At 43.8% G+C, this 26,178-nt stretch carries 25 protein-coding genes and 1 tRNA gene; 7 read left to right on the top strand and 19 right to left on the bottom strand.

Annotation, left to right across the window (positions count from 1 at the left end):
* Positions 1-95: 95 nt before the first annotated feature.
* Positions 96-180 (bottom strand) — tRNA-Ser (locus tag B9T16_RS11420).
* A 119-nt stretch (positions 181-299) separates the two neighbouring features.
* Between B9T16_RS11420 and B9T16_RS11415 the strand changes: the two genes are divergently transcribed.
* Positions 300-905: a hypothetical protein gene (locus B9T16_RS11415; RefSeq protein ID WP_410244810.1), complete on the top strand. Its 606-nt coding sequence runs from the start codon at positions 300-302 to the stop codon at positions 903-905.
* A 65-nt stretch (positions 906-970) separates the two neighbouring features.
* The gene (locus tag B9T16_RS11410; protein WP_014276101.1) at positions 971-1,798 is read left to right on the top strand and encodes a tetratricopeptide repeat protein; all 828 of its coding nucleotides are present in this window, start codon (positions 971-973) and stop codon (positions 1,796-1,798) included.
* Positions 1,799-1,815: 17 nt separating this feature from the next.
* Here the strand turns inward: B9T16_RS11410 and B9T16_RS11405 are convergent, their stop codons facing one another.
* The 4 genes from B9T16_RS11405 to B9T16_RS11390 form a co-directional block, all read right to left on the bottom strand.
* A complete protein-coding gene (locus B9T16_RS11405) occupies positions 1,816-3,621 on the bottom strand; it encodes an ABC transporter ATP-binding protein (RefSeq protein ID WP_006616990.1) in 1,806 nt (601 codons plus the stop codon).
* A 105-nt stretch (positions 3,622-3,726) separates the two neighbouring features.
* Positions 3,727-7,182: an AAA-like domain-containing protein gene (locus B9T16_RS11400; protein ID WP_410244809.1), complete on the bottom strand. Its 3,456-nt coding sequence runs from the start codon at positions 7,180-7,182 to the stop codon at positions 3,727-3,729.
* Between the two features lie 16 nt (positions 7,183-7,198).
* Positions 7,199-7,801 carry a hypothetical protein gene (locus B9T16_RS11395; RefSeq protein ID WP_006616992.1) on the bottom strand — a complete coding sequence of 201 codons (603 nt, stop codon included), beginning with the start codon at positions 7,799-7,801 and terminating at the stop codon, positions 7,199-7,201.
* Positions 7,801-7,977 (bottom strand): hypothetical protein, encoded by a 177-nt coding sequence (locus B9T16_RS11390; protein ID WP_014276104.1) that lies wholly within the window; start codon positions 7,975-7,977, stop codon positions 7,801-7,803. Before B9T16_RS11390 ends, B9T16_RS11395 begins: the two co-directional genes overlap by 1 nt.
* 11 nt (positions 7,978-7,988) lie before the next feature.
* Between B9T16_RS11390 and B9T16_RS11385 the strand changes: the two genes are divergently transcribed.
* Positions 7,989-8,921: a DUF1517 domain-containing protein gene (locus B9T16_RS11385; protein WP_410244808.1), complete on the top strand. Its 933-nt coding sequence runs from the start codon at positions 7,989-7,991 to the stop codon at positions 8,919-8,921.
* A 66-nt stretch (positions 8,922-8,987) separates the two neighbouring features.
* On the opposite strand, the gene glmU is transcribed toward B9T16_RS11385, so the two are convergent.
* The 10 genes from glmU to hemH all read right to left on the bottom strand — a co-directional run bounded on the left by glmU (position 8,988) and on the right by hemH (position 17,266).
* Complete coding sequence (gene glmU, locus B9T16_RS11380; protein ID WP_410244807.1) at positions 8,988-10,355, bottom strand: bifunctional UDP-N-acetylglucosamine diphosphorylase/glucosamine-1-phosphate N-acetyltransferase GlmU; 1,368 nt, start codon at positions 10,353-10,355, stop codon at positions 8,988-8,990.
* Positions 10,356-10,401: 46 nt separating this feature from the next.
* Positions 10,402-11,322, bottom strand: coding sequence for a tRNA (5-methylaminomethyl-2-thiouridine)(34)-methyltransferase MnmD (locus B9T16_RS11375; protein WP_006618475.1), 921 nt, complete (start codon positions 11,320-11,322; stop codon positions 10,402-10,404).
* Between the two features lie 75 nt (positions 11,323-11,397).
* The gene (locus B9T16_RS11370) at positions 11,398-11,661 is read right to left on the bottom strand and encodes a hypothetical protein (protein ID WP_006618476.1); all 264 of its coding nucleotides are present in this window, start codon (positions 11,659-11,661) and stop codon (positions 11,398-11,400) included.
* A gap of 99 nt (positions 11,662-11,760) precedes the next feature.
* Entirely contained in the window at positions 11,761-13,077 is a 1,317-nt protein-coding gene (locus B9T16_RS11365) for a calcium-binding protein (RefSeq protein WP_410223213.1), read from the bottom strand.
* A 164-nt stretch (positions 13,078-13,241) separates the two neighbouring features.
* A complete protein-coding gene (locus B9T16_RS11360; protein WP_006618478.1) occupies positions 13,242-13,358 on the bottom strand; it encodes a photosystem I reaction center subunit VIII in 117 nt (38 codons plus the stop codon).
* 98 nt (positions 13,359-13,456) lie between these two features.
* The gene (locus tag B9T16_RS11355; protein ID WP_410244806.1) at positions 13,457-13,942 is read right to left on the bottom strand and encodes a photosystem I reaction center protein subunit XI; all 486 of its coding nucleotides are present in this window, start codon (positions 13,940-13,942) and stop codon (positions 13,457-13,459) included.
* 130 nt (positions 13,943-14,072) lie between these two features.
* Positions 14,073-14,831, bottom strand: coding sequence for a TIGR04283 family arsenosugar biosynthesis glycosyltransferase (locus B9T16_RS11350; RefSeq protein WP_006618480.1), 759 nt, complete (start codon positions 14,829-14,831; stop codon positions 14,073-14,075).
* Between the two features lie 29 nt (positions 14,832-14,860).
* Complete coding sequence (locus B9T16_RS11345; protein WP_006618481.1) at positions 14,861-15,544, bottom strand: urease accessory protein UreF; 684 nt, start codon at positions 15,542-15,544, stop codon at positions 14,861-14,863.
* Positions 15,545-15,580: 36 nt separating this feature from the next.
* The gene (gene ureE / locus B9T16_RS11340) at positions 15,581-16,021 is read right to left on the bottom strand and encodes an urease accessory protein UreE (RefSeq protein WP_410244805.1); all 441 of its coding nucleotides are present in this window, start codon (positions 16,019-16,021) and stop codon (positions 15,581-15,583) included.
* 81 nt (positions 16,022-16,102) lie between these two features.
* Positions 16,103-17,266 carry a ferrochelatase gene (gene hemH / locus B9T16_RS11335; protein WP_006618483.1) on the bottom strand — a complete coding sequence of 388 codons (1,164 nt, stop codon included), beginning with the start codon at positions 17,264-17,266 and terminating at the stop codon, positions 16,103-16,105.
* A gap of 103 nt (positions 17,267-17,369) precedes the next feature.
* Here hemH and B9T16_RS11330 point away from each other — a divergent pair, with 103 nt between their 5' ends.
* Positions 17,370-18,026: a class I SAM-dependent methyltransferase gene (locus B9T16_RS11330; RefSeq protein WP_410244804.1), complete on the top strand. Its 657-nt coding sequence runs from the start codon at positions 17,370-17,372 to the stop codon at positions 18,024-18,026.
* A gap of 168 nt (positions 18,027-18,194) precedes the next feature.
* The gene (gene psaK / locus B9T16_RS11325) at positions 18,195-18,443 is read left to right on the top strand and encodes a photosystem I reaction center subunit PsaK (protein ID WP_006618485.1); all 249 of its coding nucleotides are present in this window, start codon (positions 18,195-18,197) and stop codon (positions 18,441-18,443) included.
* A 101-nt stretch (positions 18,444-18,544) separates the two neighbouring features.
* Here the strand turns inward: psaK and B9T16_RS11320 are convergent, their stop codons facing one another.
* The 4 genes from B9T16_RS11320 to B9T16_RS11305 form a co-directional block, all read right to left on the bottom strand.
* Positions 18,545-20,098 (bottom strand): FAD-dependent oxidoreductase, encoded by a 1,554-nt coding sequence (locus tag B9T16_RS11320; RefSeq protein ID WP_006618486.1) that lies wholly within the window; start codon positions 20,096-20,098, stop codon positions 18,545-18,547.
* Entirely contained in the window at positions 20,089-21,234 is a 1,146-nt protein-coding gene (locus B9T16_RS11315) for an AAA family ATPase (protein WP_410244803.1), read from the bottom strand. The genes B9T16_RS11320 and B9T16_RS11315 overlap by 10 nt, the downstream gene beginning before the upstream one ends.
* Before the next feature lie 146 nt (positions 21,235-21,380).
* Positions 21,381-23,768, bottom strand: a complete 2,388-nt coding sequence (locus B9T16_RS11310; RefSeq protein ID WP_410244802.1) for an ATP-binding cassette domain-containing protein — start codon at positions 23,766-23,768, stop codon at positions 21,381-21,383.
* A 242-nt stretch (positions 23,769-24,010) separates the two neighbouring features.
* Complete coding sequence (locus B9T16_RS11305) at positions 24,011-24,316, bottom strand: hypothetical protein (protein ID WP_410244801.1); 306 nt, start codon at positions 24,314-24,316, stop codon at positions 24,011-24,013.
* A gap of 688 nt (positions 24,317-25,004) precedes the next feature.
* Here B9T16_RS11305 and pgl point away from each other — a divergent pair.
* On the top strand, positions 25,005-25,730 hold the full coding sequence (gene pgl, locus B9T16_RS11300; RefSeq protein ID WP_006618490.1) for a 6-phosphogluconolactonase: 726 nt from the start codon (positions 25,005-25,007) through the stop codon (positions 25,728-25,730).
* 80 nt (positions 25,731-25,810) lie between these two features.
* The coding region (locus tag B9T16_RS11295) for a zinc-ribbon domain-containing protein (RefSeq protein ID WP_410244800.1) at positions 25,811-26,178 on the top strand (368 nt) is incomplete at its 3' end.

Genomic DNA, 26,178 nt, shown 5'->3' with positions numbered 1-26,178 from the left:
CTAAGACTGAATGGAGTGCATATTAAGTGTAACGGTACGACTATCGGGTTAGTTAATTTCCTCCTATCGCAATAATGATAAGGGTTTAAGTTAAACGGAGAGGGTGGGATTTGAACCCACGGAACCTTGCGGCTCACTCGATTTCAAGTCGAGCGCGATCGACCACTCTGCCACCTCTCCAAGGGTATCTGATCATTACCCATTATAACACAAATCTGCTGATATTAGCCATCAATTTGTCTTGGTATGCCGATAAATGATATAAGAGATAATTATCATATCTTGATGAAATCAGAACCTTGGCTGAATATCTGGACATCCTAGACCAAACGGCGCGATCGCTAAAATCTCGGGGCGATCGCGTTTCTCCTGACCAGGTGGTTAATGCTTTATTAGAGGCGGAAAAGGCGGGTCGCCAAAACCGGAAACCTCACCCCTTCGAGAGTTTGTATGGGTGTTGGCAATTATATTTCATTACCGGAACCAAAAAAACTCGCGCTAAAGCAGGGGTGATTATGGGGGCGGGTCGTTATCTGCCGGGGCTAGTTGGTGTATTATTAAACTATTCCCCAGTTTCGGGGGTGGAAAGCGGCGATCGCCAAGCCTTTGAAGCCGGTAGAATCGAAAACCAAATCCAAGTCGGACTAATGACATTAACTGTTAGCGGTCCGGCTAAGTTTTTGGAGAAAAATGATATTCTGGCTTTTGATTTTACCCGCCTAGCGGTGGAAGCGGTGGGGATAAAACTTTATGATAACTATATTCGTGGTGGGAAAACTAGCGAGGAAAATTTTGATCAACGCCTAGTTAAAGACCAGGCTTTTTTTGCCTATTTCCTAATTCGAGAAAACTTGATCGCCGCTAGAGGGCGAGGGGGAGGGTTGGCGCTATGGGTAAAAGTCTGAGGTAGGCTGGTCAATCGGCGGCTAATTTGGGTATAATTTCAGGTTGTTGTGGCTTTTTTTTAATGATGCGCCGATTGATACTTTTTCTAACCGTGGTATTTTGCTGGCTATGGCTAGGGGTAGTATCGCCATATAATTTAGCCTGGGCTGCTACTGAAACCGTAGGGGAAACGGTAGCGGAAATCTCAACTTTATCATTGGATGAACTACTAGAGAGGGCTTTTTCCACTAGCCAAGCGGGACGGTTTCCCGAAGCAGAGAGTTACTGGACTGAAATTATTAATCGTTACCCGGATAACCCGGCTATGTGGAGTAACCGAGGTAATGTCCGAGTTAGCCAAAACCGCCTCACGGAAGCAATAGGGGACTATAACCGGGCTATTGAATTAGCGCCGACGGCGGCGGACGCTTACCTTAACCGGGGAGTGGCTTATGAGGGTTTGGGGCGTTGGTCTGATGCGATCGCTGACTATAATCGGACTTTAGAATTGAGTCCCTCTGATGCGATCGCCTATAATAATCGAGGTAATGCGGAAGCCGGACAGAAAAACTGGGAAGCGGCGATCGCCGACTATTTCCAGGCGGCGGAATTAGACCCTAATTATGCTTTTGCTAGGGCTAACTACGCCCTGGCTTTGTATGAAAGTGGAGAAACTAAAGAAGCTATCCGCAACATCAAAAATCTGATTCGTAAATATCCCAATTTTGCCGATATGCGGGCAGCTTTAACCGCCTGTTTGTGGGATAGTGGTAAAATAGGGGAAGCCGAAAGTAATTGGGTGGCGGCGATTGGATTAGACCCCCGTTATCGAGATATTGATTGGGTAGCTAATATCCGCCGTTGGCCTCCGGCTTTGGTGGAAGCCTTAGACAGATTTTTGAACCTCAAATAAGCGGAAAGTTCCGAGGATTAAGCACCTAACATCTGTAACTGATACAGACTGGCGTAGAGTCCGCCCTGGTTTAATAATTGGTCATGGGAACCGGACTCTATCAGTCTTCCTCGCTGTAAAACTAAAATGCGATCGACATTTTTAATCGTTGATAAACGGTGGGCAATAATAATGGCAGTTTTGCCGACTAACATCCGATCAAGGGCATCCTGAATTAGGGATTCTGTCATCACGTCTAGGTTAGCGGTGGCTTCATCCAAAACTAAGATTTGTGGGTCTCTAATGGCTACCCTCGCAAAAGCTAAAAGCTGTTTTTGACCACTGGAAAGATTAGTGCCTCTTTCCCTCAATTCGGTATCATAACCTTCGGGTAAAGCCTCAATAAACTCAGCTACATTAGTCTTTTCCGCCGCCTGTCGAATTTCGTCGATTGTATAGGTTTCCCCTAGGGTAATATTACTTTTAACATCTCCGGCGAATAGAAACCCATCTTGTAAGATGACCCCCACATGGCGACGTAATTCGGCTTGAGGTAAATCACGGATATCAATGCCATCAATTAAAATGCGACCGCGACTAGGTTCGTATAAACGACATAATAGCCGAATAATAGAACTTTTCCCCGCCCCAGTAGGTCCGACTAGGGCGACTTTTTCGCCTGGATGAATAGTAAAATTAAGGTTGTGGATTACATATTCATCATTTTTGTAGGCAAAATAAACGTTTTCAAATTTGATTTCGCCGATCGCTCCACTATTTTTAGTTGGTAAAACACTGGCTTTTCCGATTTCTGGGTCGCGGATTTCTATGGGTTGGTTCAGAATGTCATTAATCCTTTCCACAGCAGTTAAACCGGCTTGGATAGCGGTAAATTTATCCGCAAATTGTCGGAGGGGGTCAAATAGACGTTGGGCGAATAGTATAAAGGTGGAAAGTATGCCAAAGCTGAGGGTTTGATTTAATACTTGTTGGCCGCCAAACCAGAGGACGGCGGCGATCGCTATTAGGGCAATCCATTCTAAGGTTGCCGAGACAGCCGAATCATAAAAAATGGTTTTATCAACGGCTTTAATATAACGCTGATTGGTGATGCGAAATAACTCGGTATTGTAACGTTCGCGGCGAAATAGTTGGACAACTCCAATACCAATCAAATTTTCTTGCAGTTGTGCGTTGAGGTCGGAGAGTTCCTCCCGTGCTTTATAATTAGCAGTGCGATATTGTTGTTGAAAATAGATAATTATTGCCGTGACCGGGAACATAGATAAAACCAACATTAAAGCCAACTGCCACTGAAGGCTAAACATGGCGATCGCAATTACTAAAATCGAGAATAAATCGCTAACAATGCCAATAGCACCAGTAGAGAATACATCCCCCAAAGCATCGACATCACTGGTGAGACGAGTAATGAGTTTTCCCACAGGAGTCCGGTCAAAAAATCGGACTGCTAAAGAGGTAACATGGTCAAATAAATCGTTACGAATATCTGCGGTCATTTTTTGTCCAACGGTCTGGACGACATATCCTTGGATAGCCTGAAGGGTAAATCTGAGGGAAATTGTCAATAATAACAGGAAAGCTAAGAGATTTAAGCCTGCTGATAGGGATAATCCTTGTAGAAATTTATAGGTGGGTTCTTGGCGAATTAGTGAAATAGTTTGCCCAATTAAAATGGGTTGAATGGCACTAGAAATAGACAGAGGAATGAGTAAAATAATAGCGATCGCCAACAATTTTTTATGGCGCGAGGCATAGTCTCGCAATCGTAAGAATAGCCGCCAGTCGGTTTCTAGGGTTCTTTGTTTTTCAGAGACAATCATCGGTAATTATAATGGTAGATCAGCAGAAACCAAGTTGACAAGTTAGAAGTTTAAATGATGATTATACCAAAAAATCAGATTTATGGACAATTCCCGGCTGAGATTTTATGGACACAAAAGGCGATCGCTATCTTGTACCTCCATATTAGTCCGCAGATAATCCCCGACCCAATTGCAGGCATATTCCATAGGAGCGAGATTTTTAATTCCCTCTAAATCCCATATAATCAGCGTCCGGTCATCCCCACCAGATACCAAAAAATTACCATCAGCCGTAAATGCTAGACTGATTACCATAGCTTCATGTCCGGGTAAAGTTCGCAGTAACTCCCCTTCAAGATTCCACAATTTCACCTGATTGTTAACACCAGCAGTGGCGATATTTTGACCGTCTGGACTAAAGGCAACCCTGGTTAATCCACCACTGTTAGCTATAATTGTTCTGACCAAAGTACCATCTAATCTCCACAGTTTAAAAGTATCATCACGACTAGCGGAAGCTATTAAATTTCCTTGAGGATTAATGTCAACTCCCCAAATAACTCCATCTTGATTTAGGGTGTTCACAAGCACACCCTCTGTAGTCCATAATTTGACAGTCTGATCTTCACTAGCAGAGATAAGAGTTTGACCATCTGGGGCAAAAGCTAGTCGCCAAATTCTTTCATTATGAGCCCAAAAACTATTGATCAGTTCTCCCTGAATCGTCCATAATTTAATGGTTTTATCATCCCCAGCGGCAGCCACCATTTGACCATCAGGACTAATAGCAATAGTATAAATTAATGCTTTATGTCCAGTTAATATGGTCAGTAGTTCCGGTGGAGATTTGGTGATATTTGTAATCTGCCAAAGTTGCACTTCATGATTAGCAGAAAGTGCTAAGATATCTGCATCGGGAGTAAAAGCTACAGCGCGACTTGTCTTTCCGGAATTACGAATTATACTTAAAAGCTGACCATCTGTTTTTCTTAAATAGGTGGTATCAGCAGACCCATAAGCAATCAATTGATTATCAGCACTGGTGGCTATATTCCACAGGGTATCATCATGATTATAAAGCGGTTTTAATAAATATGCGTTACGTCGCCATAACTTGACGGTTCCATCATCACTAGCGGAAGCAGCCATCAACCCATTAGCGGTTAATGCCACATCTCTAATGATAGCATTATGTCGTTTTAAGGTTTTCATAAAAGTTCCGTCTGTTTGCCAAATTGTTACTGTATTATTTCTACCACTGGTGGCAATAAATTCACCATTAGCGCTACAATCAACCCCAAGAATTGCATCTTTTTCCTCCAGAGTTCTCACCAAGGTACCATCTGTTGTCCAGATTTTAGCTGTTTGATCTGTGCTGACAGAGACCAGTAAATTGGTATCATAACAAAAGGCGACATCCCAAATAGCTGCTTCATGTGCTTCTATGGTGTTTAATAATCTGCCATCGATGCTCCAGAATTTCATTAAACCATCAAGGGCGACAGAAGCTACTATTTGACTGTTGTTATCAAAAGCCACATTCCAAACACTGGTTGTATGTCCTGTCAAAGTTGTTAATAATGTGCCGTCTAGTCGCCATAATTTGACAGTGCGATCGCCACTAGTAGAAGCGATAATTTCACCATTGGGGCTAAAATCTATTCCCCAAACCGGAGCATCATGGGCTTGTATATTTTGCAATAATTCACCATTGACATTCCACAGTTTTACCGTACCATCTAAACTACCAGAAACCACCAAATTACCGTCAAGACTGAAAGCCACACGATGGACAGTTGCCGAATGTGGGAGGGTATTAATTAAGGTTCCATCTTGCCGCCAAATTTTCACAGTTTTATCATTACTAGCCGTAGCAATTAACTGACCATCACCGCTAATATCTAAACTTAAAACCGAGCCGTTATGACCAATTAACCTATTAAATTCATTGGTGTAATAAATGGCATTATTTAAAGCCAATGTTACTTGGTATTTAGTTTGGCTATCAACTGTCCATAAACTCTCTAGGCGACGTTGAGCCTTAATGGCATCCACCATAGCATCTAACTGGTTATGGGAGGCTAATAAGCCATGAGAAGAAGATGCTAAGGCTCCGATTTCACTAATCCGCATTTGTTGATTTTGTCGCCATACCAAGATACCCAACCCAGAGTAAATAGTCAAAGCTACGGTAGCTATTATTAACAGTAACCGCTGCAATTGTGCCAGTTTTTTTTCTTGAGCAAGTCGTTTCTCAATTTCTTGGGTTTTGGCAGCTTCCAAATAGGTTTTTATTTGGCGTTCTTCCAGTTCTTGACTAGCAGCTAAAAATTGATAATCTAAGTCACTTAAACTGCGGTCATGTGCCCAAACTTTAGCATCTATTAACGCTTGTCCTGTTAGTAATCGAGATACATCATTTTTGTAGGATTTAACCCAAGCATCTAAAGCCTGGGAATAGGGGCGAATATTTGATAGCTCCTGGATTGCCCAAGCCGAATCAAATATAGTTTTATAAATTAGATTTCTTATCTGTAAACTCCCTTGATTTTTAATAACTAATCCCGACAAAATTAACTCGGACTGTTCGGGGTTAGTATCAACTTCTACGGGGATTTTATCGAGCAATTTCTGATAAATACCTAGCATTTTAGGCATGATATCTACCCTATACTTGATTCGGTTTAAGATAGTCATTAAATGCTCTGGCTGGTCTTGTTCTTGCCATTTATAGATAATTTTACTGCTAATAACTTCATCGACAAACTGGCTTTCTTCCCCCGGCGTTATCAACTGGGGCGCATCATTGGCTCCGAGGTTGATTTGATTAATTAAATCACAGGTTTTTTGAGTTAGAAACGGCTGGCCATTAGTCCAAAATAAAATGCGTTCAATAACTGCTATTTTGTCGCACCCTGTGATATTTAATCCTTGGGCTAATATCTGTGCTTCTAAGATGGTAAAACCTGTTAAATCTATGGGTTTACCAATATTAAAAGGTGTCCGAGTGCGGTCTTGAATTAAATCGGAGGGTGTGGCGACTCCAAAAATGGCAAAAGTGAGGCGGTTATATTGGGGATTACTGGCTCTATTATTATACAAAAAACGGATGAGTGCCCAAAAATCATCTGAGGGGAAATCCAGGCTTAACATACTATCAATCTCGTCTATAAAAATCACCAGATTTTGGTCAGATATTTCTGGCAATAATACATCATCAATAAAATAACCAAGTTTCTGCACTGGGGAAAGGTTTTCTTGCTGTTCCCACCAGGCTTTAAATGGGAATTTTGGCCATAATTTAAATCCTCTGAGTAATTCAACAACAATGCCTTTATACCACTGAGCAGAGCTAATCTGGTCTTGACCGACTAGGGTTAAGTCAATACTAGAACATCGCAATCCCTCTAATTCTAAGCGGTATCTAGTGTGAGCCAATAATGAGGATTTCCCCATTTGACGAGAGTTAAGAACATAACAAAATTTTCCGGCTTTCAAGTGTTGATAAAGTTCTCGGTCGGCTTGTCTTTCGACATAACTAGGAGCATTACGATCTAAGCTACCACCAACTTGATACATAATCAAAAATTCTCAGTCATTTTTCTATAGGGACTCTCCGCCATTGACAGTCTCGCAACCACAGACGAATGGCGCGGGCGATCGCACTTTGGCTACTATCCCAAGGCTGGGGTAAAATCCTATAACCCGGATAAGGATCTGATTTAGATAACATTTTCACTAATTCCCACCCGTTAGGAGTTGAACGCATGAATAGCCAATGATAGCGTTGAATCACGAGCATTCTATTATTAGCATACAACCTTTCACGGGTAACAATGAAGCCCAAATAAATATCATCACCAGTGGGTAAATCGGTGGGTAAATGCTCAGAAACTGGGAGAGTTTCTGGGGGTAAATTGGTAGCTAAAATCACTGATGTAGGGATATCCTGTAAATTGGTAGGTGGCGATCGCGTAATCACACGGTTAGCATAGGCGGGTAAATCCACCACCAACTCAGCCAGTAACTTGTTTAATTCGAGGGGACATTGAGGATTTGGGGATATAATTTGTTGGACAGGCAAAATTATAGGAGTCTGTTGTTGTCCATCAGACACCCTGACTCCCACCATTAGTCCCAGAGCCCCAAAACTAGCGGCCAGTTGGCTCAAAACTGGCACAGCGGTATAATCAACCATTAAGAATTTGGTAAGGTGCGGATATCTCCCCTATATTGGGGAAGTCCGTACTTTTGATTAGCTGTAGCAGTTATGCTAGAGGCGTTAAAGTAGTAGATATATCGACTGGATAAGCGATCGCAGGTACAGATAGAATTGATGCTAACCTCGATCAAACTCCAGTCCCCAGCAGACATTAGGATCATTTATGTTGAAAAATTTGTTGTCAATTGTTAAACCGTTTTTTAAACCACTAATAGCGATCGCCCTCATTCTCACCCTAGGATTTAGCCATGCTGACAACGCCCTAGCAGCCAGAAGTGGCGGTCGGATCGGCGGTGGTTCATTCCGCGCTCCCAGTCGCACATTAGCCCCCGGTCCCAGAACCGCCCCAGGGGGTGGATATTACGGCGGCGGTGGGTTTGGATTTCCATTTTTACTTCCCTTCTTTGGTTTTGGCGGTTTCGGAGGACTATTTTCTATCCTGATTTTCGTCGCCATTGCCAATTTTATCGTGAGAAGTTTCCGCGCTGTCGGTGAAGGAGTCCAAGAAGCCGAATATAATAACCCCACAGTTTCCGTGGCTGAGGTTCAGGTGGGTTTATTAGCTGAGGGTCGCTACCTCCAACAGGACCTCGATCGCCTCGCCGCCACTGCTGACACCGGAACCCCAGAAGGTCGCGCCCAAGTCCTTCAGGAAGCGACTTTAGCCCTACTACGTCACCCAGAATATTGGGTCTATGGTGCGAGTGAGGCGACCCGGATGCGTTTAAATTCCGCCGAAGCGAAATTTAATCAGTTGGCGATCGCAGAACGTAGTAAGTTTACCGAAGAAACTCTCTCAAACGTCAATAATCAGCGCATTTCTGCTACTGATGACAATAGGGCGATCGTCAGTCAAGATGCTACTGAAGATCCAGGGGAATATATTATTGTCACCCTAGTTGTGGGCGTTTTGGGTCAGCTTGAATTACCCAAAATTGAAAGTTCCCAGGATGTCAGACAGGCGATCAGTCGTTTAGGTTCCATTGGTAGTGAACAGCTATTGGCGATCGAAGTTCTTTGGACTCCCCAAGCCAGTGGCGATACCCTTAGCACTGATGATATTTTGGCTTACTATCCTAATCTCAGACTGGTTTAGGCTGTCGTCCGGTGCGTCAAATCATCACCCGGCTGGTGTGGAGTTGACGCACCTATTTAATCCCATTTAATCCTGTGGCTGGTTCGATCGCCAATTATGTTTGACGACTTGCCTTTCTCTAGCGATGGCTAACGAGTCGTCTGGCACGTCATTAGTAATCACAGACCCTGCTGCTACTGTCACATCATTTCCGAGGGTTACAGGGGCAACTATCACGCTGTTAGAGCCGGTTTTAGTGCGATCGCCTATGGTAGTGTGATGTTTCTTAAATCCATCATAATTAGCCGTAATAGTTCCCGCCCCGATATTGACTTTTTCCCCTAGGGTAGCATCCCCAATATAGGATAAATGGGCAATATTAGTTTTCAGTCCAACTTCGGCATTTTTCAACTCCACAAAGTTGCCAATTCTGCACCCCTCAGCGATGTTAGCATGACCTCGTAAATGGGCGTAGGGACCGATACGGGTATTAGAGGCGATCGTGCTATCAGAAATCACCGAATATAAAACCCTCACATTTTCCCCGATTTCGCTATTCTCGATTAAAGTTCCCGGTCCGATACGACTTCCCGACTTAATTAGAGTTTTTCCTCGCAGGTGAGTTTGTGGTTCAATAATCACATCTGGTTCTAATTGCACCGTATCATCAATAGTAATACTATCAGGGTCTATCAAAGTTACACCCGCATCCATCCACCCTTCTTTAATCCATTCTTGAAGCACCTCATGGGCGGCGGCTAAATGGCGGCGATTATTGATACCCATAATTTCCCGGAAATCTTCCACATCAACCGCCATTACTTGGTCGAGGTCATGCACAGTATCAGTTAAATAATATTCCTGTTGGTCGTTGTCTGCTTTTAAATGGGGCAGAATTTTAGCTAAAGCCTGCCAATTAAAACAATAAATCCCGGCATTGATGCGATGATTTTGCTTTTGCGCTTCCGTACAATCGCGATGTTCGACAATTTCTTTAACCAGGTTTTTGCTATCACAAAAAACTCGACCGTATCCCGTGGGATTGGGCAAATTCGCCGTTACAATAGTGGCAGCATTTCCCTCTTGTTTATGAATAGTCATCAACCGTTGTAGCGTTTGGGGTCTCAGTAGTGGCACATCCCCATTAAGAACCAGTAAATCCCCAGTAAAATCCTGTAAATAGGGTAAAACCTGTTGGATAGCGTGACCAGTACCTAACTGTTGTTTCTGTTCGACAAATTCTAAGCCTGCGTCCGCATATTTCGCCATCAGAGAAGTCTGGACTTGATCGCCGCCATAACCGACAATCACCAGCTTTCGTAAGGGTTGTAAGTCTCGGGCGCTTTCTAAAACCCATTCGACAAGCGATCGCCCTCCCAACTCATGTAAGACCTTGGGAAGGTCAGATTTCATGCGGGTTCCTCGTCCTGCTGCTAGAATTGCTACTGCTACCATCGGTTTTAATACTTATAGGGTCTTTAAATTTGCCCCGGACTCAAAATTACTGGTTGTCTATAGTAGCCGAAATCCAGCGTTTTTTCCAGTGGCTACTAGGTTCTAAGGGCGATCCGGCTTGTTCGGTTTGGCGGCGCTCTATAATTGATTGGTGGCGATCGCCCAAATTCGGGTCACGATAGGGGATAGCCGCCCGGGTGTTAAGCTGTTCGAGTTCCTTTTCCGTCAGGGGTGGTAGACCTACCCCGTCCCAACTGGCGATCGTTCCTGGGGCGCGACGGCCAAAGGGGGTACTAGAAGCGATCGCTAATCCTGCCATCATTAAAGCAGTTCGCACCGCCGCCGCACAGGAATAAGTCGCTAAACGTCCGCCGTCAGGTTTGAGACATTGCGCCACCATAGCCAAAAATTCCACCGTCCACAGTCCCGGACAGGTCGGGGGAGAAAACGGGTCAAGACAAATAGCATCAGCCTGAAAACCGGAATCATAGACCTGTTTTAAGGTCTCTCTAGCATCACCAATTAGCAGTTTCCCTTGGAGGTTATGGGATGTTATCTGTAATTGAGTCCCCAGAGTTTTGAGATATTCGGGAATAGGAAGCGGATAATCATTTAATAAACCTTGGGCGATCGCCCTTTGGGGGACTCCCTGATCTAATTCTAATCCGATCATTTCCACTTGACAATTCGGGTTAACTTCCCAAATCGCAGCTAAAGCCGCTGCCGTGTTATATCCCAAACCATAGCAAATATCCAAGATTTTCAGACGGGGTGCTGTAGCTTTAGCCGCCAAATTCAGGGGTTCGACAAATTTACTTTGTGCCTCTCCTTTCGCGCCAAAACGACTATGGAAAGCCTCCCCAAATTCTGGGGAAAAAAAAGTAAAAGAACCATCCTCGGTAGGCTGTAGGGGTAAATCTTGCAGTGACGACATCATTTTTAAGGGTTGGGTATCTCTGGTAATCATATCTTAAATCTGGGGGCATTTATAGCAAATTTACAGCGTGGGAAGCCTATAATCCCATGAGTGCAACTTTTCCCACTATTTAGAAGTAGACTGACGCAAAATTGGCGATAGGTCAACATCGGGGACGGCGTAAGTATCTGAACCGCCGTAACTACCGACAAAAATAATTAAGGCTGTCAGTAACAAAAACAGAAACCCAACCGATCCCAACCCTTGAGACTCATAATCGTAGTCGTATCGATAACGTGGGTCAGAGTTAAGATCCACATGAATATGGATATTTTTACCTTCAATTTCAGTGCGATCGTAGCGAATTCTATCACGGCTTGAACGTCTCATGGTAACTTCTCCCTGGTGGTCAACTATTAGTCTATTGCAGCCACCAGGACAGCCATTCAGGATCAAGCCAAAATAGCAGAAGTTAGGATCGAGTTAAATTCAACTAGCCGACATATCCAATTTGACCAACGAACCTGATTCATTAGTCCGATAAACCAATTCATTGGCACCATCCGTTACTTTCACCTCCCACCCAGGGACAATCGCTAAAGTACAAACAGCACCATCTTCCGGTAATCCCAGACAACCATCAGGCCATAATGCTGGTTGAGCCTCCATGATTCTCAATTCAGAATCTGGTAGCATGAACTGTTGGGATGCTTCTGCAAAAACACCTTGGACAACTTCGAGACCAATAACAGTTAACATACCTCCCTCATCAAGTCCAATCAAATCAGCATCAGAACCTGGAACCACTATTTCTTCCAGGAAGATAACTGCTTCGGGAAAATCTGGGGGTTGTAAAAAGGTGATGAAGTATACACCTGTTTCCAGGTTAAATTCTACCCCCAAATCCAATCCATCAGGTTGGTCAAAGTTGCCAGTTTGCAAAATGGTAGTGGTGGTAGTGTCAAAGTTGAAATTCAATTCACTGGTGGGAGGAAGCGGAAAATCGTAGTCAAAACTTTGTATGGGGTTCCCATCAGGGTTAAAGAAGGTTATTTGCAGGTCGCTGAGTTGATCACGGGTAACTATGGTTCCCTCAAAACTCCTATCATAACTAAATTCTCCGATGGCGGTATAGCCGAAAATTCCTTGCCAGAATAACGGATAGGTAATCAAGTCCTCGCTGAGAGGGGACGAAGCAAATACAAAGTTATCTGGTGTTAACTCATCTGCTTTTCTTCCTAATACTATGCTCAGGGGTACGCCATCTAAACTAATGGTTATATCAGAGTTAACTTCCGTGAGTGTCAGCCGTTCAAAACTGAGAGTAGGATCATCTAAACCAATGACATCAACTCCGGGTTCAAAATCAGTAATTACACTGGGATTAATCGGTAAATTGCCGTTATTGAAAATCCAAAACTGGTCAGAACCTGGGCCGCCTGTTAGGGTGTCGCCATCAATTCCAGCGAACAATTGATCATCCCCMAGGTCTCCAAACAGTTGGCTACGACTCCCACCAATTAATATATCGTCTCCTTGACCGCCAAATAATTGGTTATTGCTGTCAGTTGATGCGTCTAGGATATCAGCACCTAACCCGCCATAAAGGATATCATTATTGCCTGCTAATAAGACATCATTTCCGTCTAATCCGTAGATCTGATTACTGCCACCGCCAACACTGCCATCAATTGTATCATTAGCTACAGTGCCAAATTGGATGGTATTATCTAAGCCTTCCAAGCTGATATTCAGACCTGGCTGTGATGACATCAAGGCTTCCAGTCCTAATTCTGATGGAGTCATGATAATTATTGGAAATTCAACAGTTGTCGCCATCAGGCTATCATGGACTTCCTAAAATCGTCAAAGTTCTGATAATTATATAGTTACATATTCTGGCTATCAGTGACGAAAAAATCCCCCACCAAGAGGCGGAGGATTCAGCGTTTTAGATAATGCCGTTGATATTAGGCATCGCTTTCAATATGGATGAACAGCAAACCCATCAAAACTGCAGGCATCAACCAGCAAACCACGGGAATCAAAATCCAAGGCAGGAAGGAAGCAGCGTAATCACCAGTCATGCTATATGTCTCCTAATTTCAAAAGTTAAGGTTAATGTTGCAGAAAAAACCGATATTTGACTGATGTTTGTGTTAAAATTCAGTCAGAATCGTGCTGATTAATTATTGACCAAACCCCTAAAGATTGCGTCAACAACAGCAAAGTTTTCTAACAAGAAAAATGCCAAAAATGCACTGCCCATACCACCGATGAAAAATCCACCAGCGAATTGGCTCCAACCGGCGGCGCTTTGGAGGGAATCACCTTCTTCGGMTTTATCCCCTTGGAAAGTTACCAAACCGTAAGCGGCTAAACAGGCTGTGGCAATCAGTAACATAGCCAAGCCACAAATCAGGCCATTGAGGTTGGCGAACTCAGTGCCGCGTTGGGTTCCAAATTTCACCCAGGGACCGCCGATGAAGTAACCATGAGCCATACCGATTTCTAAGCCTCGCAGAAGAGGAGACAGACCGGGACGGTAGGCGGGAAGGTTGCCGATAAAGGTGCGGGTGAAGGCGGAATCACTAATGGGGGTGGATAGATGACCTACAAAGGGATCGCCGTTGTAGGCTTGAATCAACCCTTGATCCGTTGCTTGAGGCATACTGATTTTTCTCCTGTTCGCTTAAAAATCTTGAGTTCAGGTGTTAAGCTCATATTTTAAGCAGCCCTGTGCAAACTATCGACAAAAATGGGAGTTAGCGTTAAAAAAGTTCACATATAATCCCAAAAGTTCATAAATTTTTACGTTTTCGGGCCCGATACCACTGGGCGAGGGTGGGGCTGGGAATACCGAGAAGGTAACCGATAATGACGATTTGGTTAATTAGGGTGGTTTGGAGGATGCCAATTTGCTGCCAACGTCTGGCTGAGGTGATGACTGGGACTGGGGCGATCGCAATTTTGCCCCGTTTCTGTAGTTGGCGCACGAGTGCAAAGTCTTCCATAATTGGTAAGTCGGGAAAACCGCCAATGTCCCTAAAGGTTTGGGTTTTCATAAATAAGGCTTGGTCGCCATAGGGGAGTTGACAATAACGCGATCGCATTTTTACCCCGAATTCCACCCAACGCAGTGCTAAGACGGGGGCGGCGATTTCCAGTTCAAAGGCTCCGGCGATGATCTGAGGTTGACTGAGAATTTGCTCTATCCAATGGTTAAAAGCGTCGGGAAGCTGGGTGTCACCGTGCAAGAAGAGGATAGTATCTCCGGTGGCGATCGCGGCTCCTGCGTTCATTTGTCGGGCTTTCCCGGCTGCTGTGGTGATGACTTGGACGCTGAAAGATTGGGCGATGGTCACGGTTTCATCCTGACTGCCACCATCAACTACAATTACTTCAATGCCTTTGATACCCTGCAATTTCTTGAGGGTAGGGGGAAGGGTTGGCGCTTCATTGAGGACGGGGATAATAATTGATATTTGGGGAATGTTGGCAATATGGCGATCGCTATGGGGTTGGGTCAATCTAGCAGTTCCTGGCTCGAAAATAGTCATCTGCTTCTAATTACTGTTGCCACTATATATTAACTGCGAAACAGACGGGTATACTGGATTTCGTGAGCCATGCTTGCTAATCCTAATCCCCAACTACAGCTAACTAAATCATCATCGTTTAACATCAGTATTTGCTGGCTAATTTCGGTGAGAGTTGGGGAAAGTTGCCAGAGCAGTTTTTGTCCGATGGTTTGACCTAATGGAATGAGTTTGACTCCGGCACCGATGATATGGGTAGCCCAACTATGCAGATATCCCAGTAGGGCTGTTTGGGGTTCTATCTGGCTATGGGCGGCGGTAATTCCGAAGGCGATCGCATAATTACAAGGCTTATCAATAGCTGATTTTATATATTGAAAATAATCATGATCGCCATCATTTGCCTGGTAGATTTCCCCCATTAATGCCAAAAGAGAGTTACCCATCTGCCAGCTTTGCAGACGCAATTCTGATGTTTCTTTACTGGCACTTAGCCAACTATTCCAATAACATATACTGGCTACATCTTGATTGATAAAACTCTGAAAGGCTCTCATCATTAAGGCGGCTTCCAGACGAATCGCGCCATAATTGAGGTCTTGAATTAACCAGTGATTCAGGTCTTCGGCGTTGGCGATCGCTCCGGTTTCTACCAGAGTTTCTAATCCATCAGAATAGCTATAAGCACCCAAAGGCAACGCCGGACTAGATAGCTGTAATAATGGTAAAATCAAAGCCTATCTCTTCCCTCCCCTCTGTTATTTAACCAATTAATGATCATGTCCATGGTAGGCTCCCTTGTCGGGGTAAAACGGGGCGATTTCCTGGGTAACATGGCATCCTAACTTAACCAGTAAATCAGCTAAAACTCCATCAGGTTCCAGGCGCAAATACTGGCTGCTAATTTCTAGGGGAACATGACGATTGCCCAAATGATAGGCGGCGCGAATGAGATCTAAATTAGTCGGGGCTGTAACTGTGATGACGGGTTCTGGTTGGGCGACAATAGCTAAAACTTTGTCCCCAGTTTCGGAAATTAGGCGATCGCCCTCGGAGATATTCACACCACGATCCAAACATAAAGTAATGCGATCGCCGCCAGGGATATCAATATGTTGTCTAGTCTTAGTGCGTTGTTCCGCTGTTAGGGCGATCGTCCAGTCCGGTATGCGATCGAGATCCGGCGCTAATTTTTGAGTAAAAACCAACATGATCGTCACCACCAAGTAATTTCGGACTAGGGGAGGCCAGTCCCCCTTTTTAATCAGGGGGATAGACTTTCCCAACCCGTGCTAAAGCAAACCGATAAAATGCAAAGGCCCCTGACCAGTAATCAATTCGACAATCACAGCCACAATTCCAATCATAGCCAAGCGACCATTCCAGACTTCCGCTGCTGTGGTCATACCCCATTCCCAACGTTCCTGGGGATACATCTTAACCCGTTTGCTGGGGCGCACCACTTCCGAGAAATGAACACTAGGGCTTTCCAAAGCCTCAACCACCATATCAGCCAAATCATTAATAAAAACCGGATGAGTGTTCAAAGCCGGAACCCGGTAAAAATTCTTAATCCCGGACTCTTCGGCTAATTCCCGATACTCCATATCAATTTCTTGGAGAGTTTCGATATGTTCGGAGACAAAACTAATCGGAACAACCAATAAATCCTCGACCCCTTGCTGTGCTAATTCAGGGATAGCCTCTTCGGTGTAAGGTTTTAGCCATTCCACCGGACCAACGCGGCTTTGATAAGCCAGGGTGTGGGGGTTTGGGCGGTTGAGAGTTTTCATAATCAACTCAGTACACCCTTCAATTTCTGCCTGATAGGGGTCTCCGGCTTCCTCAACATATTTAAGGGGGACTCCGTGGGCACTAAAGAAAATATGGACCTGATCCGGGTTGGGACAGTGATCAAGTTCCTGGGCGATGAGTTGCGCCATAGCTTGTAAATATCCCGATCGCTGATACCAGGAGGGAACCACTGTATAATCAATTTTTTGTAGTTCCGGGTCATCTTCCCAAATCCTCTCGAGCAGTCTAAAACTAGAACCACTGGTGCTAATGGAAAATTGCGGATATAGGGGGAGAATCACTAATTCATCAATGCGATCGCGCTTAATTTTCGCCAATGCTTCCTCGGTAAAGGGATGCCAGTAGCGCATTCCCACATATACCTGAGCATTATTACCTTTTTCCCCAAGTTTTTCTTCCAGGGCGACCGCCTGTTCTTCGGTAATCCTTCGCAGTGGAGACCCACCCCCAATTTCTTTATAATTTTCCTGGGATTTTGTGTGGCGCATGGTGGCAATCATCCAGGCTAGAGGTTTTTGTAGCCAAGTAAATGGCAGCCGGATAATTTCTGGATCGGAAAATAGATTGTACAGAAAGGGGCGGACATCCTCTAATTGTTCAGGTCCGCCTAGATTCAATAGTAAGACTCCAACTCTTCCCATGGCGCTTAACAGGTTCCCAGACTCTAATTTTTGTTACCCATTTTAACAAAATATTCTATCAATAGGATCAAAGTCTATAGCATAAGTTAAGGATTTTTGATTGATGGCAACATTTTTGAGACCGTTAAGTTATCGCTATCAGTGGCTGTATGATGGGATTTCCGCCGTGGCTGCTTTGGCTGTAGGTGGTGAAGGTCGGTTCCGCCGCCTTCCCCTAGAGGGTTTGTCTATCACCCCAGAAACACGGGTTTTAGATTTATGTTGTGGCAGCGGACAAGCCACAAGGATTATCGCACAATACTCGCAACAAGTCACGGGCTTGGACGCATCAAGGCGATCGCTTTCTAGGGCCAGGGCTAATGTCCCCACCGCTGAGTATGTGGAAGCCTTTGCCGAAAATATGCCTTTTGATGACTGTAGTTTTGATTTAGTCCATACTAGCGCCGCCCTCCATGAGATGGCCCCCGACCAGTTACAACAAATTTTAAGGGAGGTTTACCGGGTACTCCAGCCAGGGGGTATATTTACTCTGGTGGATTTCCATAAACCCACTAATCCTATATTTTGGCCGGGTGTGGCGATGTTTCTATGGTTGTTTGAAACCGAAACCGCTTGGGAGTTAATTGATACCGACTTACAAGGCTTACTGGCTTCTATGGGGTTTCAAGTGGCTCTTTCCTCACCCATGGCAGACCGGACGGCTTTCCGTCTCTATGCTGGGGGGAGTTTACAAGTTATTCAGGCGCTCAAGCCTAGTTGACTGACAGAAGTTTAAGTTTTTGGAGCAATTTTTAACAAATATGTGGAAATATTAAGGATTGCTACATTCTGAGGCAGTTGCGAAAATTTTGTGATAAAAACTTGGACTTAAAGATAGTAAAATTTGTCGATTCTGCTGAAGTTTAAACCTTAGATTAGGAGAAGTCCATTGATTTACTCAACTTTAATTGCAGCGGCTCCCACCACTTTACCCTGGAGTCCCAATGTTGCGATTGTGATGATTGTTTGTAATGTTTTGGCGATCGCTATTGGTAAATTCACCATTAAACAACAAAACGTAGGCGCACCTACCCCCATTGCTGGTATGAGTGCTGGTGCTGTAGTTGGGAGTGCTTGCTTAGGTCATATCCTGGGTGCTGGTGTAATTCTGGGACTGGCTAACGTCGGTGGACTTTAAAAGTTAGATTTGGCACTGATTGTCAAGGGTTTTTATACCTTCTTTCCTCAGTCTAATTTAGACTAGGAAAGGAGGTTTTATTTATGTGATGTGATGTGATTTTAACTATGATAATCTCCCCCGGAACCATAGCACCAAGCATCAACCCAGCGATGAATATAATACTGTTGTTGAGCAGATAATTTTTGAGTGAGAGGGTTCAGAGATTTTCCCATGGGGTACAGTAGACTATAGCTGGCTAAATTCAAATAGTGAATAGTCCAATCAACTAAATTTCCTAACCCCACCTGTGGAATCACTTTCAAGACAATAGCAGGGTGTAGAATTCCGGTAGTAAATAGAGTTTTAGCTAAGGCGGGAAATTGAATAACATCTTGTAAAAAAGGTTTAAGCACTGGTTCCCCCAAACGTTCCATATCCTGAAATACGGCGGCGAGAAGTTGATTAATACTGTGACTATTGATGGTTTTATCTATGGGGACACTCATAGATTTTTGAAATAACCAAGTCACCGACAAACTGGGTTGATAGGGTTGTAACAGAGCCAAAGATTTACTATCCAAAATATTAGCTGTCAAGGCTTCATCAATACCGTTAGTTAAGCGATTAAGATGGCGTACCATTGCGCCAAAACCACCAAAACTTAAAGGGGACTGGCTACCGCTACTATCACCAATGGGGATAATACAATTCCAGGGAGTGACTAGGGGACTCTGGCGATAACAGGGGAAAAAACCAAATAAGGCTCGTTTAAAATTTAACTGGGATAATTCCACATTTTGATATTGAGGAAGTAGGGTTAAATAATCCTCAAAAAAGGCTGTTAAACTGGGTCGGGCTGGGTGTGCATCAAGATAACTAAACATATAGGTAGTGCGTCCGTCTCGGGCTGGGAAAGCCTCCCAAAAATACTGACATTGATTTTGCACAGGAGTAAAAGAAGCGAATATATCTCCGGTTTGATTATCAGGATATCCGGTGGCGCAAGTCCCCACCACTAAACAAACAGCATCAGGAGTTTTTCCCTGTCTGGCTTGTTTGATAATGGGGGAAAAGTGACCCATTGCATCGAGTAATAGTCGGCTGGTTAAAGTTTGATTTAGTCCGGTTTCTACGGTGACTCCATTGGGGTGAATGGTGGCGGCTTGGTAGGGGGTGTTTTCTAAGAGTTGACCCCCAGCTTCTAAAAACCGGGTTTTGATGATGTCTAGCAAATAAACTGGGTCAACACCAATATTAAGAACATCTCTAACCCAGATATCGGGAATGTCGGGAAAGCTAATTCTAGCGGGGTTATATTCGGTGGCGATCGCTTTTTCTAATTCTTCTGGAGAGAGTAAATTGAGCTTCTCAAATACCTGAAGTTCATGGCGGGAAATATTCCATTCTTGTTCTCGTCCCCTCAACTTTCCGCGCTCACAAACAGCGACGCGCCATCCTTTTTTGGCTAAGGTCGCACCGATAATAATTCCTAATGTTCCCCCACAGACTATGACATCATAATCAATTTGGTTTAGGGGTTGATCGGTTTCTTTGACGGTTTCTGGTATGGGTAGGCTATGGTTTTTGATGGCCTCCCAAAGGCGATCGGCGTTTTGTAGTCCCGTGAGAGGGTTTCCCGGAATTTGCGAAAGAATTTGTTGAGTCAGAGACATGGCGCTTCAAAGTTATCCGACAGTTTAATTATAGACTGAGAAGAATTACGAATAAAACTCCCACTTTCATGGCGATCGCATACTAATACTGACTCCGGTGGAAGTGCTGATATTAAAGCATCAGAATGGGTTGTCACAATCAGTTGAGTTCTTTCTGAGGCGGATATTAGCATTTCAGCAATCATTGGCAGTATATCAGGATGTAAACCTATTTCTGGCTCTTCTATACATAAAATCGGTCCTGGTGTCGGATCAAGGAGTAAAGCCATTAAAAATAAATAACGCAGTGTACCATCAGAAAGACGAGTGGCTGGGATAGGCTGAATTAAATCTTTTTCGCGAATAAATATCTGGACTGTACCACCATAAATTTTGATGATCAGTTCCTCGGCTTCTTCGTAAAATTTTTGTAAATTTTCGATAATTTCCCGACTTCCTAATTGATATTGTAAGTTATTTAACACCAAGCCTAGGTTACTAATATCTTCTAATATTGGGTGAGAAGGTAAATCAGTTTGTTGAGCCAATCTGGGTTCAGAATATCTGCCAATTTGCCAGTTACGATATAGATTAATTTGTGCAAATTGAGAAGCAAGATAACTTAACTGAGGATACATATCTGGATCTTTTCTTTGAGATAAAACTGATTGTTCGGGACTCAGAGTTTCTCGACGTAGGGCTCTTTTTTTGTATCCATCAACTTCGGTAGCTTCATTAATAACTGGACGACCCCCTTGATAACGATAAAAAAAATATGGTTCATTTTCTCCTGGATAAGGATGTTCATTTTCGATGGCTTCATCAAGGATTTCTAACCTCTGACCAGCTTCGGTCAAACTGATTCTGTAGCGCAGATTCATTGAACCTTCTAGGGGTGCAATAGTTGCATCAATTTCGGCTATAGGAATGTTTTGGGCTCCTTTCCACAGGAAATCACTAATTCCTCCTCCTTGACGAATGGGAGCAGTCAAATCTGTAGGGGTAGATTTTAAAATCCCCAAGGCTTCGATTAAATTCGATTTACCGGAAGCGTTACGACCGATTAATACATTTAAAGGCTCTAATTTAATCGGTTCTGTCTCACTCCCATAGGAGAGCAAATTTCGCAATTTTAAACTATGAATAAACTGGGACATTATTAAATTTTCAAATAGGTTTTATCAAATATAACACAAATCCCAGAATTGGGTCAATTCTGAGAGAGAGATTACTGTAGCCATACTATAGCCATCCTTCAATGATGGGCAACCTAGGCGGGGTAGAGGGTAAAATAGTAAGTAGTCTAAATGATGTCTTTTTGCTTCTGAATAATCGCAGTTAATCCCCAATAAATAAATAAATGTAACCCCAACATACCCCAATTTAATAATAAATTTTCCCAGGTGGGTTCATAAACTGATGATAACTCAAAGGGTTGAGGAATAATTGTGCCATCAGGGAGGGTTACGGGTGGGGGAATTAAGGAATTTATATCCCCCAGGGAACCATAAGCACCCATAGACCAGCGACTCACCATTAACCAAGATACTACTCGGCTAATTCCTTCCATTTTAAATAATACGCCAGAAAATATAATTTGTGGTAATAATAGCAGGGGTAATGCACTATTAGCCTGGGCGCTATTTTCGACACGAGCAGACACCAACACCCCTAAACTCATGGCTGATATGATAGTCAAAAATGTGGTAATACTTACCCCTAAAATCCAAGGTAAAAAAGGATTGGATTTTGCGGAAAAGCAAAGGGCAATTATTCCGACCATTAACAGAGTCTGTAAAAGGGCTAATCCTGATAAGATTAGGAACTTTGAACCCAAATAAGAAACAATCCGTAAATTTACCAACCTTTCCCGGGTATAAATAGCGGTTTCTTTCACTAATTCTTGCAGGGAACTAGATAAACCCACCCAGATAGCTGCACAGGTAAAAACAAATAACACTTGCCGCGCTAAAGATGCTAAACTGGTGTCAGCATCGCCAATAAAGGGATCGCGATCGCCTATAGCCAACCTAATCAATAAAATCCCCACAGGGGCGGTTAGCAAATTCAGTAATAGATTCAACTTGTCCCGCTTAATTAGCTGACCATACCTTTGAGTGAGGATTGATAATTGTCGGGGAATATTGGCGAGTTTATGAGTAGCAGGTTGCCGATTTTTTTCGGGTGTTTCTCCCCCGGTGAGATGATTAACTACATAATTCTGAAATTGAGGAGATTTACGAAACCGTAAAGACCATTCTTGAGCGATCGCTTCTCCCTCTTCCAGCAAATTATAAATATCGGCAAAATCCCCGGTATCTAACTCAAAAAACTCGAAGGCTTCCCCTGGGGGTCCAAAATAACATAACCGCCCCCCCCTTCCTAAAAATACTACCCGATCGCACATCATCATATTGGCGGTAGCATGGGTAACTAAAATCACTGTCCGTCCTTGGTTAGCCAAACGACGTAACAATTCCATCATCTTTTTATCCAACCCCGGATCAAGTCCTGATGTGGGTTCATCCAGAAAAAATAACTTAGGATCTGCTAACAATTCCACCCCGATACTAACCCGTTTTCGTTGTCCGCCGCTAAGTTGCGACACCATGACATCACGGCGATCGAGCATTTCTATTTCGTAGAGAGTTTTAGTAACTGTGGCTTCCATATCCCCGTCTGGAGGTAAGCGCAATTTAGCCGCATAGGTGAGAACTTCTCCCACAGTTAAGTCTCTATGAATAATATCATCTTGGGGAACATAACCTATTTGGTGGCGATAGAGATTAAMGTTTTGTTGTAATTCGTCCCCATTCAGATAAACGGAACCCTTAGTTGTAGGACTCAGACCTAATAAGGTTCGCATTAGGGTAGATTTTCCCGCACCACTTCCCCCTACTAATGCCACAAATTGTCCGGGTTCAATGGCGAAGGTTAAATCACTTAATAAGACTTTAGATTTACCTCGGCGATCGCGGACTAATCTCAGCAATCTTTCCGCATCTAATCTGATGCGATCGCCTAAATCCATGATTTCCAAATTATCCCCCTGACGCATCAGGGTAAACGGACCGATTCTCATGGTATCGTTATCTAGTAATCGGGTAGCTTTCTGGATTCTTTTCCCATTGACAAATATGCCATTAGCGCTATAATCATTTAAAATATAATGACCCTGATCATCGGGTTCAATAATGCCATGACATCGTGATACAATAGGGGAATCTAACTGCACTGTGGCGGTGGAGTCTCTACCTAACATCACCGATCGCTCTTTGAGAGAGATAGGCGGAATCACTGAATAGGGGGAGGTGGTGGGATTATTGGGGTCAAAGTAGCGCAACCTCATCTGATTTTTGGGGTTCTGACCGATGGTAATTTCCACCCCACTCCGCAGTCGATAGCCTTCCTTAGCTGTAATTCTAGTATGGTTGACAAACAGACCATTGGTGCTAGGTTGCTGTCCGTCTCCGTCATAAATATAGTAGGTGTCTCCGATTTGGCGTAGAATTAGATGACCAGCGGAAATTACCCGCCAGGTTTCGGGAACTACTAAATCAGCGCGGGTGCGATCGCGTCCCAAAATATGCTGATTTTGGGTCAATTCAAAGGTGAGGACTTGTCCCTGATTGTTTAATTCTAAATAGGGGGACTTCTTCGATAAGTTGGACTTCCCATTTAAACCCGTCATCGCTACACCTCCCAAATCCTATCAGGTCAGCATACCAAATATATGCACCCGTTGAGTTAACCGTCAATTCTCAACAGACCAGGGACAAGAGACAAGGAAAAACGAAAAATTAAAAATCCCCCTGAATTAGGGGGATAGGGGGAAGTGGTGGGGGATGGTATAAGATAATTTTAGTCATTGGGGGTAATATCCCCAAGAATTTATCAGGTTTTCTCAAAATTTTTTTTCACCAGTATAGAAGTTTATGCTATCTGGATATATGAAAGTTTACGAAGGTTTTCAATAGCATCAATTTGAGACTTAATCCACTCCAAATCAGGGGAAATAATTTGTTCATCGGTTAAGTGATCGTAGGCTTCCCAAAGACCGTTAACATCGGCATCATACCAGATAAACCAGTCGCGATAAAGTTCGCCGTCGTCAATATCTGGACACAAAGCCAGCCAATCATCTCCAGTAAAGTGAGCCACTTCATCGGCAATTAGATACAGCCAAGAATTAGTAGATTCAACAGGAGAGTTAGTAGGGTAACAAATGGTAGATGTCATCGCTTTTTCTCTGAACTCGATAACTATAATATACCCAGATATGATTAACTTGGGGATAGTGTATGTGACAGTATTTGAACTGTGACAGTTCCCCAAACCTCAAAATTTCTATCCGTAGTAGTCGCCCAAAACCGGAAAGGCTGGCATAATAACCTAGATGTCAACCCATCTGTTTGACGGCTTTTCAACTGCCATGACCATTGTTTAACTCCGAGGATTCTGGCCACTTCAAGCTGCTTGTGCTTGAGTTTTTTTTTCCTCAGACTTGATCACGATCCATTTGCCACTTATGGGGTCACGGTAAGTGGTGAATGGATTAGACTTTAGTTTTTTGTAACCAATTTGAGTATCCATCTGCTTAATTCTGATAGAATCGCCCTCAGTCTCCACAGACAAGGGGCGGAAGGACTAAAGGGTTAGAGTTGGGTTGAAATCGGGATGAACTCTAAAAACTATGCCCTGTATCTTGATTATTGTGTGAAACGTCTCTTATTTACCGTGATACCATGCCCTAGTTCAGGTGAAATTGATCAAGAATAATTGTGATATAAAACACCTAAGACTTGTGATCTTGCATCCGTGATTTTTCGGAGGTTACACTGTCCCCGTGAGCATAGGCCGACTAAGTAATTGACGATTTGCCAGAAAAAGGCTTTATGATGTGGTCAAAGCTGATTTTGAGGATATGATGCACAAAATAATCGAAGTTTTAGCTACCCGCGAACAAATGGTCGGGCGATCGCAAGAAATCATCCTCAGCAAAATGGAGGCGGCGGTGAAAAGCCGAAATCGATTCACCATAGCCTTAGCCGGGGGAGGGACTCCCCAACCCATTTATGAAGCCTTAGCCAAACAAGATCTACCCCTAGACCAGATCCATATTTTCTGGGGAGATGAACGCTATGTGCCCCCAGATCACCCAGATAGTAACCAGAAAATGGCTCGCAGTGCTTGGTTAGATCGGGTTAACTTCCCAGAGTCTAACATTCATCCTATGCCCACGGGTAGCGGCAATCCCCAACTAGACGCAGAAAACCACGATCGCCAAATTCGAGAATTTTTTGGGGTAGATCCGGGAGAATTTCCCAGTTTTGATATGATCTTATTAGGAATGGGGGATGATGCCCATACAGCTTCTCTGTTTCCGTTGACAGATGCGCTCCAAGTGTGCGATCGCTTAGTAACAGTGGGCAATAAAGATGGTCAACCTCGTATCACCTTCACCATTCCTCTGATCAATCAAGCTGATTGTGTGATGTTCCTAGTAGCTGGGGCTAGTAAGCGATCGGCTCTGGCGCAAGTTTTTGCCCCTACAGGGGATGCAAATGCCTACCCTAGTCGCTTCATTCAGCCCCAGGGTGAACTTTGGTGGCTACTTGATGCGGCGGCGGGAGAAGAAATCCAGAAAGGCTGAGATTTCAGTGATTGATGGTAGGTTAGGATCTAAGTATTAGCTATGGTGCGATCGCTCTTCTATGGCGAAAGGAGAACCCTATGATTGTCTGTCCAAATTGTAATCATCAGAACCCAGAGGGCGCAACTCAGTGCGAATCTTGTTATACTCCCCTTCCCACTACTACCAGTTGTCCCAATTGTGGCGCAACAGTCCAAGCCGATGCTTCTTTCTGTGGTCAGTGTGGTTATAATTTGCTACCGACCCCCGAGGGTGAAGAAAACCAAAACCCTGATTTAATTCCTACGGTAGTTCCGCCGCTACCAGATTTGGTATTTCCTGACCCGATACCAGATGAAGAGGTAGCCACAGTAGCATCTAATCCTAATTCTGCTGTCAATTTACAAAAATCGACTCCCGACCCATCTTTGGCATCACCTCAGCCCGACCCCGACCCAGCCCCCGACCC

It is taken from the genome of Arthrospira sp. PCC 8006 (assembly GCF_046480465.1).
Taxonomy (GTDB): Bacteria; Cyanobacteriota; Cyanobacteriia; order Cyanobacteriales; family Microcoleaceae; genus Limnospira; species Limnospira platensis.
The sequence above is the reverse complement of the archived record's forward strand: the minus strand, read 5'-3'. Positions and strand labels throughout refer to the sequence as shown.

Bases quoted from the DNA above. Each gene is read 5' to 3' on its own strand.
- B9T16_RS11410 (WP_014276101.1), top strand. From the start codon at position 971: ATGCGCCGATTGATACTTTTTCTAACCGTGGTATTTTGCTGGCTATGG.
- ureE (WP_410244805.1), bottom strand. From the start codon at position 16,021: ATGTTGGTTTTTACTCAAAAATTAGCGCCGGATCTCGATCGCATACCG.
- B9T16_RS11400 (WP_410244809.1), bottom strand. From the start codon at position 7,182: ATGTATCAAGTTGGTGGTAGCTTAGATCGTAATGCTCCTAGTTATGTC.
- B9T16_RS11405 (WP_006616990.1), bottom strand. From the start codon at position 3,621: ATGATTGTCTCTGAAAAACAAAGAACCCTAGAAACCGACTGGCGGCTA.
- B9T16_RS11320 (WP_006618486.1), bottom strand. From the start codon at position 20,098: ATGTCTCTGACTCAACAAATTCTTTCGCAAATTCCGGGAAACCCTCTC.
- B9T16_RS11315 (WP_410244803.1), bottom strand. From the start codon at position 21,234: ATGTCCCAGTTTATTCATAGTTTAAAATTGCGAAATTTGCTCTCCTAT.
- B9T16_RS11390 (WP_014276104.1), bottom strand. From the start codon at position 7,977: ATGTCTGCTGGGGACTGGAGTTTGATCGAGGTTAGCATCAATTCTATC.
- B9T16_RS11350 (WP_006618480.1), bottom strand. From the start codon at position 14,831: ATGACTATTTTCGAGCCAGGAACTGCTAGATTGACCCAACCCCATAGC.
- B9T16_RS11360 (WP_006618478.1), bottom strand. From the start codon at position 13,358: ATGACTGGTGATTACGCTGCTTCCTTCCTGCCTTGGATTTTGATTCCC.
- pgl (WP_006618490.1), top strand. From the start codon at position 25,005: ATGCACAAAATAATCGAAGTTTTAGCTACCCGCGAACAAATGGTCGGG.
- B9T16_RS11305 (WP_410244801.1), bottom strand. From the start codon at position 24,316: ATGACATCTACCATTTGTTACCCTACTAACTCTCCTGTTGAATCTACT.
- B9T16_RS11330 (WP_410244804.1), top strand. From the start codon at position 17,370: ATGGCAACATTTTTGAGACCGTTAAGTTATCGCTATCAGTGGCTGTAT.
- B9T16_RS11385 (WP_410244808.1), top strand. From the start codon at position 7,989: ATGTTGAAAAATTTGTTGTCAATTGTTAAACCGTTTTTTAAACCACTA.
- B9T16_RS11370 (WP_006618476.1), bottom strand. From the start codon at position 11,661: ATGAGACGTTCAAGCCGTGATAGAATTCGCTACGATCGCACTGAAATT.
- B9T16_RS11375 (WP_006618475.1), bottom strand. From the start codon at position 11,322: ATGATTACCAGAGATACCCAACCCTTAAAAATGATGTCGTCACTGCAA.
- B9T16_RS11395 (WP_006616992.1), bottom strand. From the start codon at position 7,801: ATGGTTGATTATACCGCTGTGCCAGTTTTGAGCCAACTGGCCGCTAGT.
- hemH (WP_006618483.1), bottom strand. From the start codon at position 17,266: ATGGGAAGAGTTGGAGTCTTACTATTGAATCTAGGCGGACCTGAACAA.
- glmU (WP_410244807.1), bottom strand. From the start codon at position 10,355: ATGGTAGCAGTAGCAATTCTAGCAGCAGGACGAGGAACCCGCATGAAA.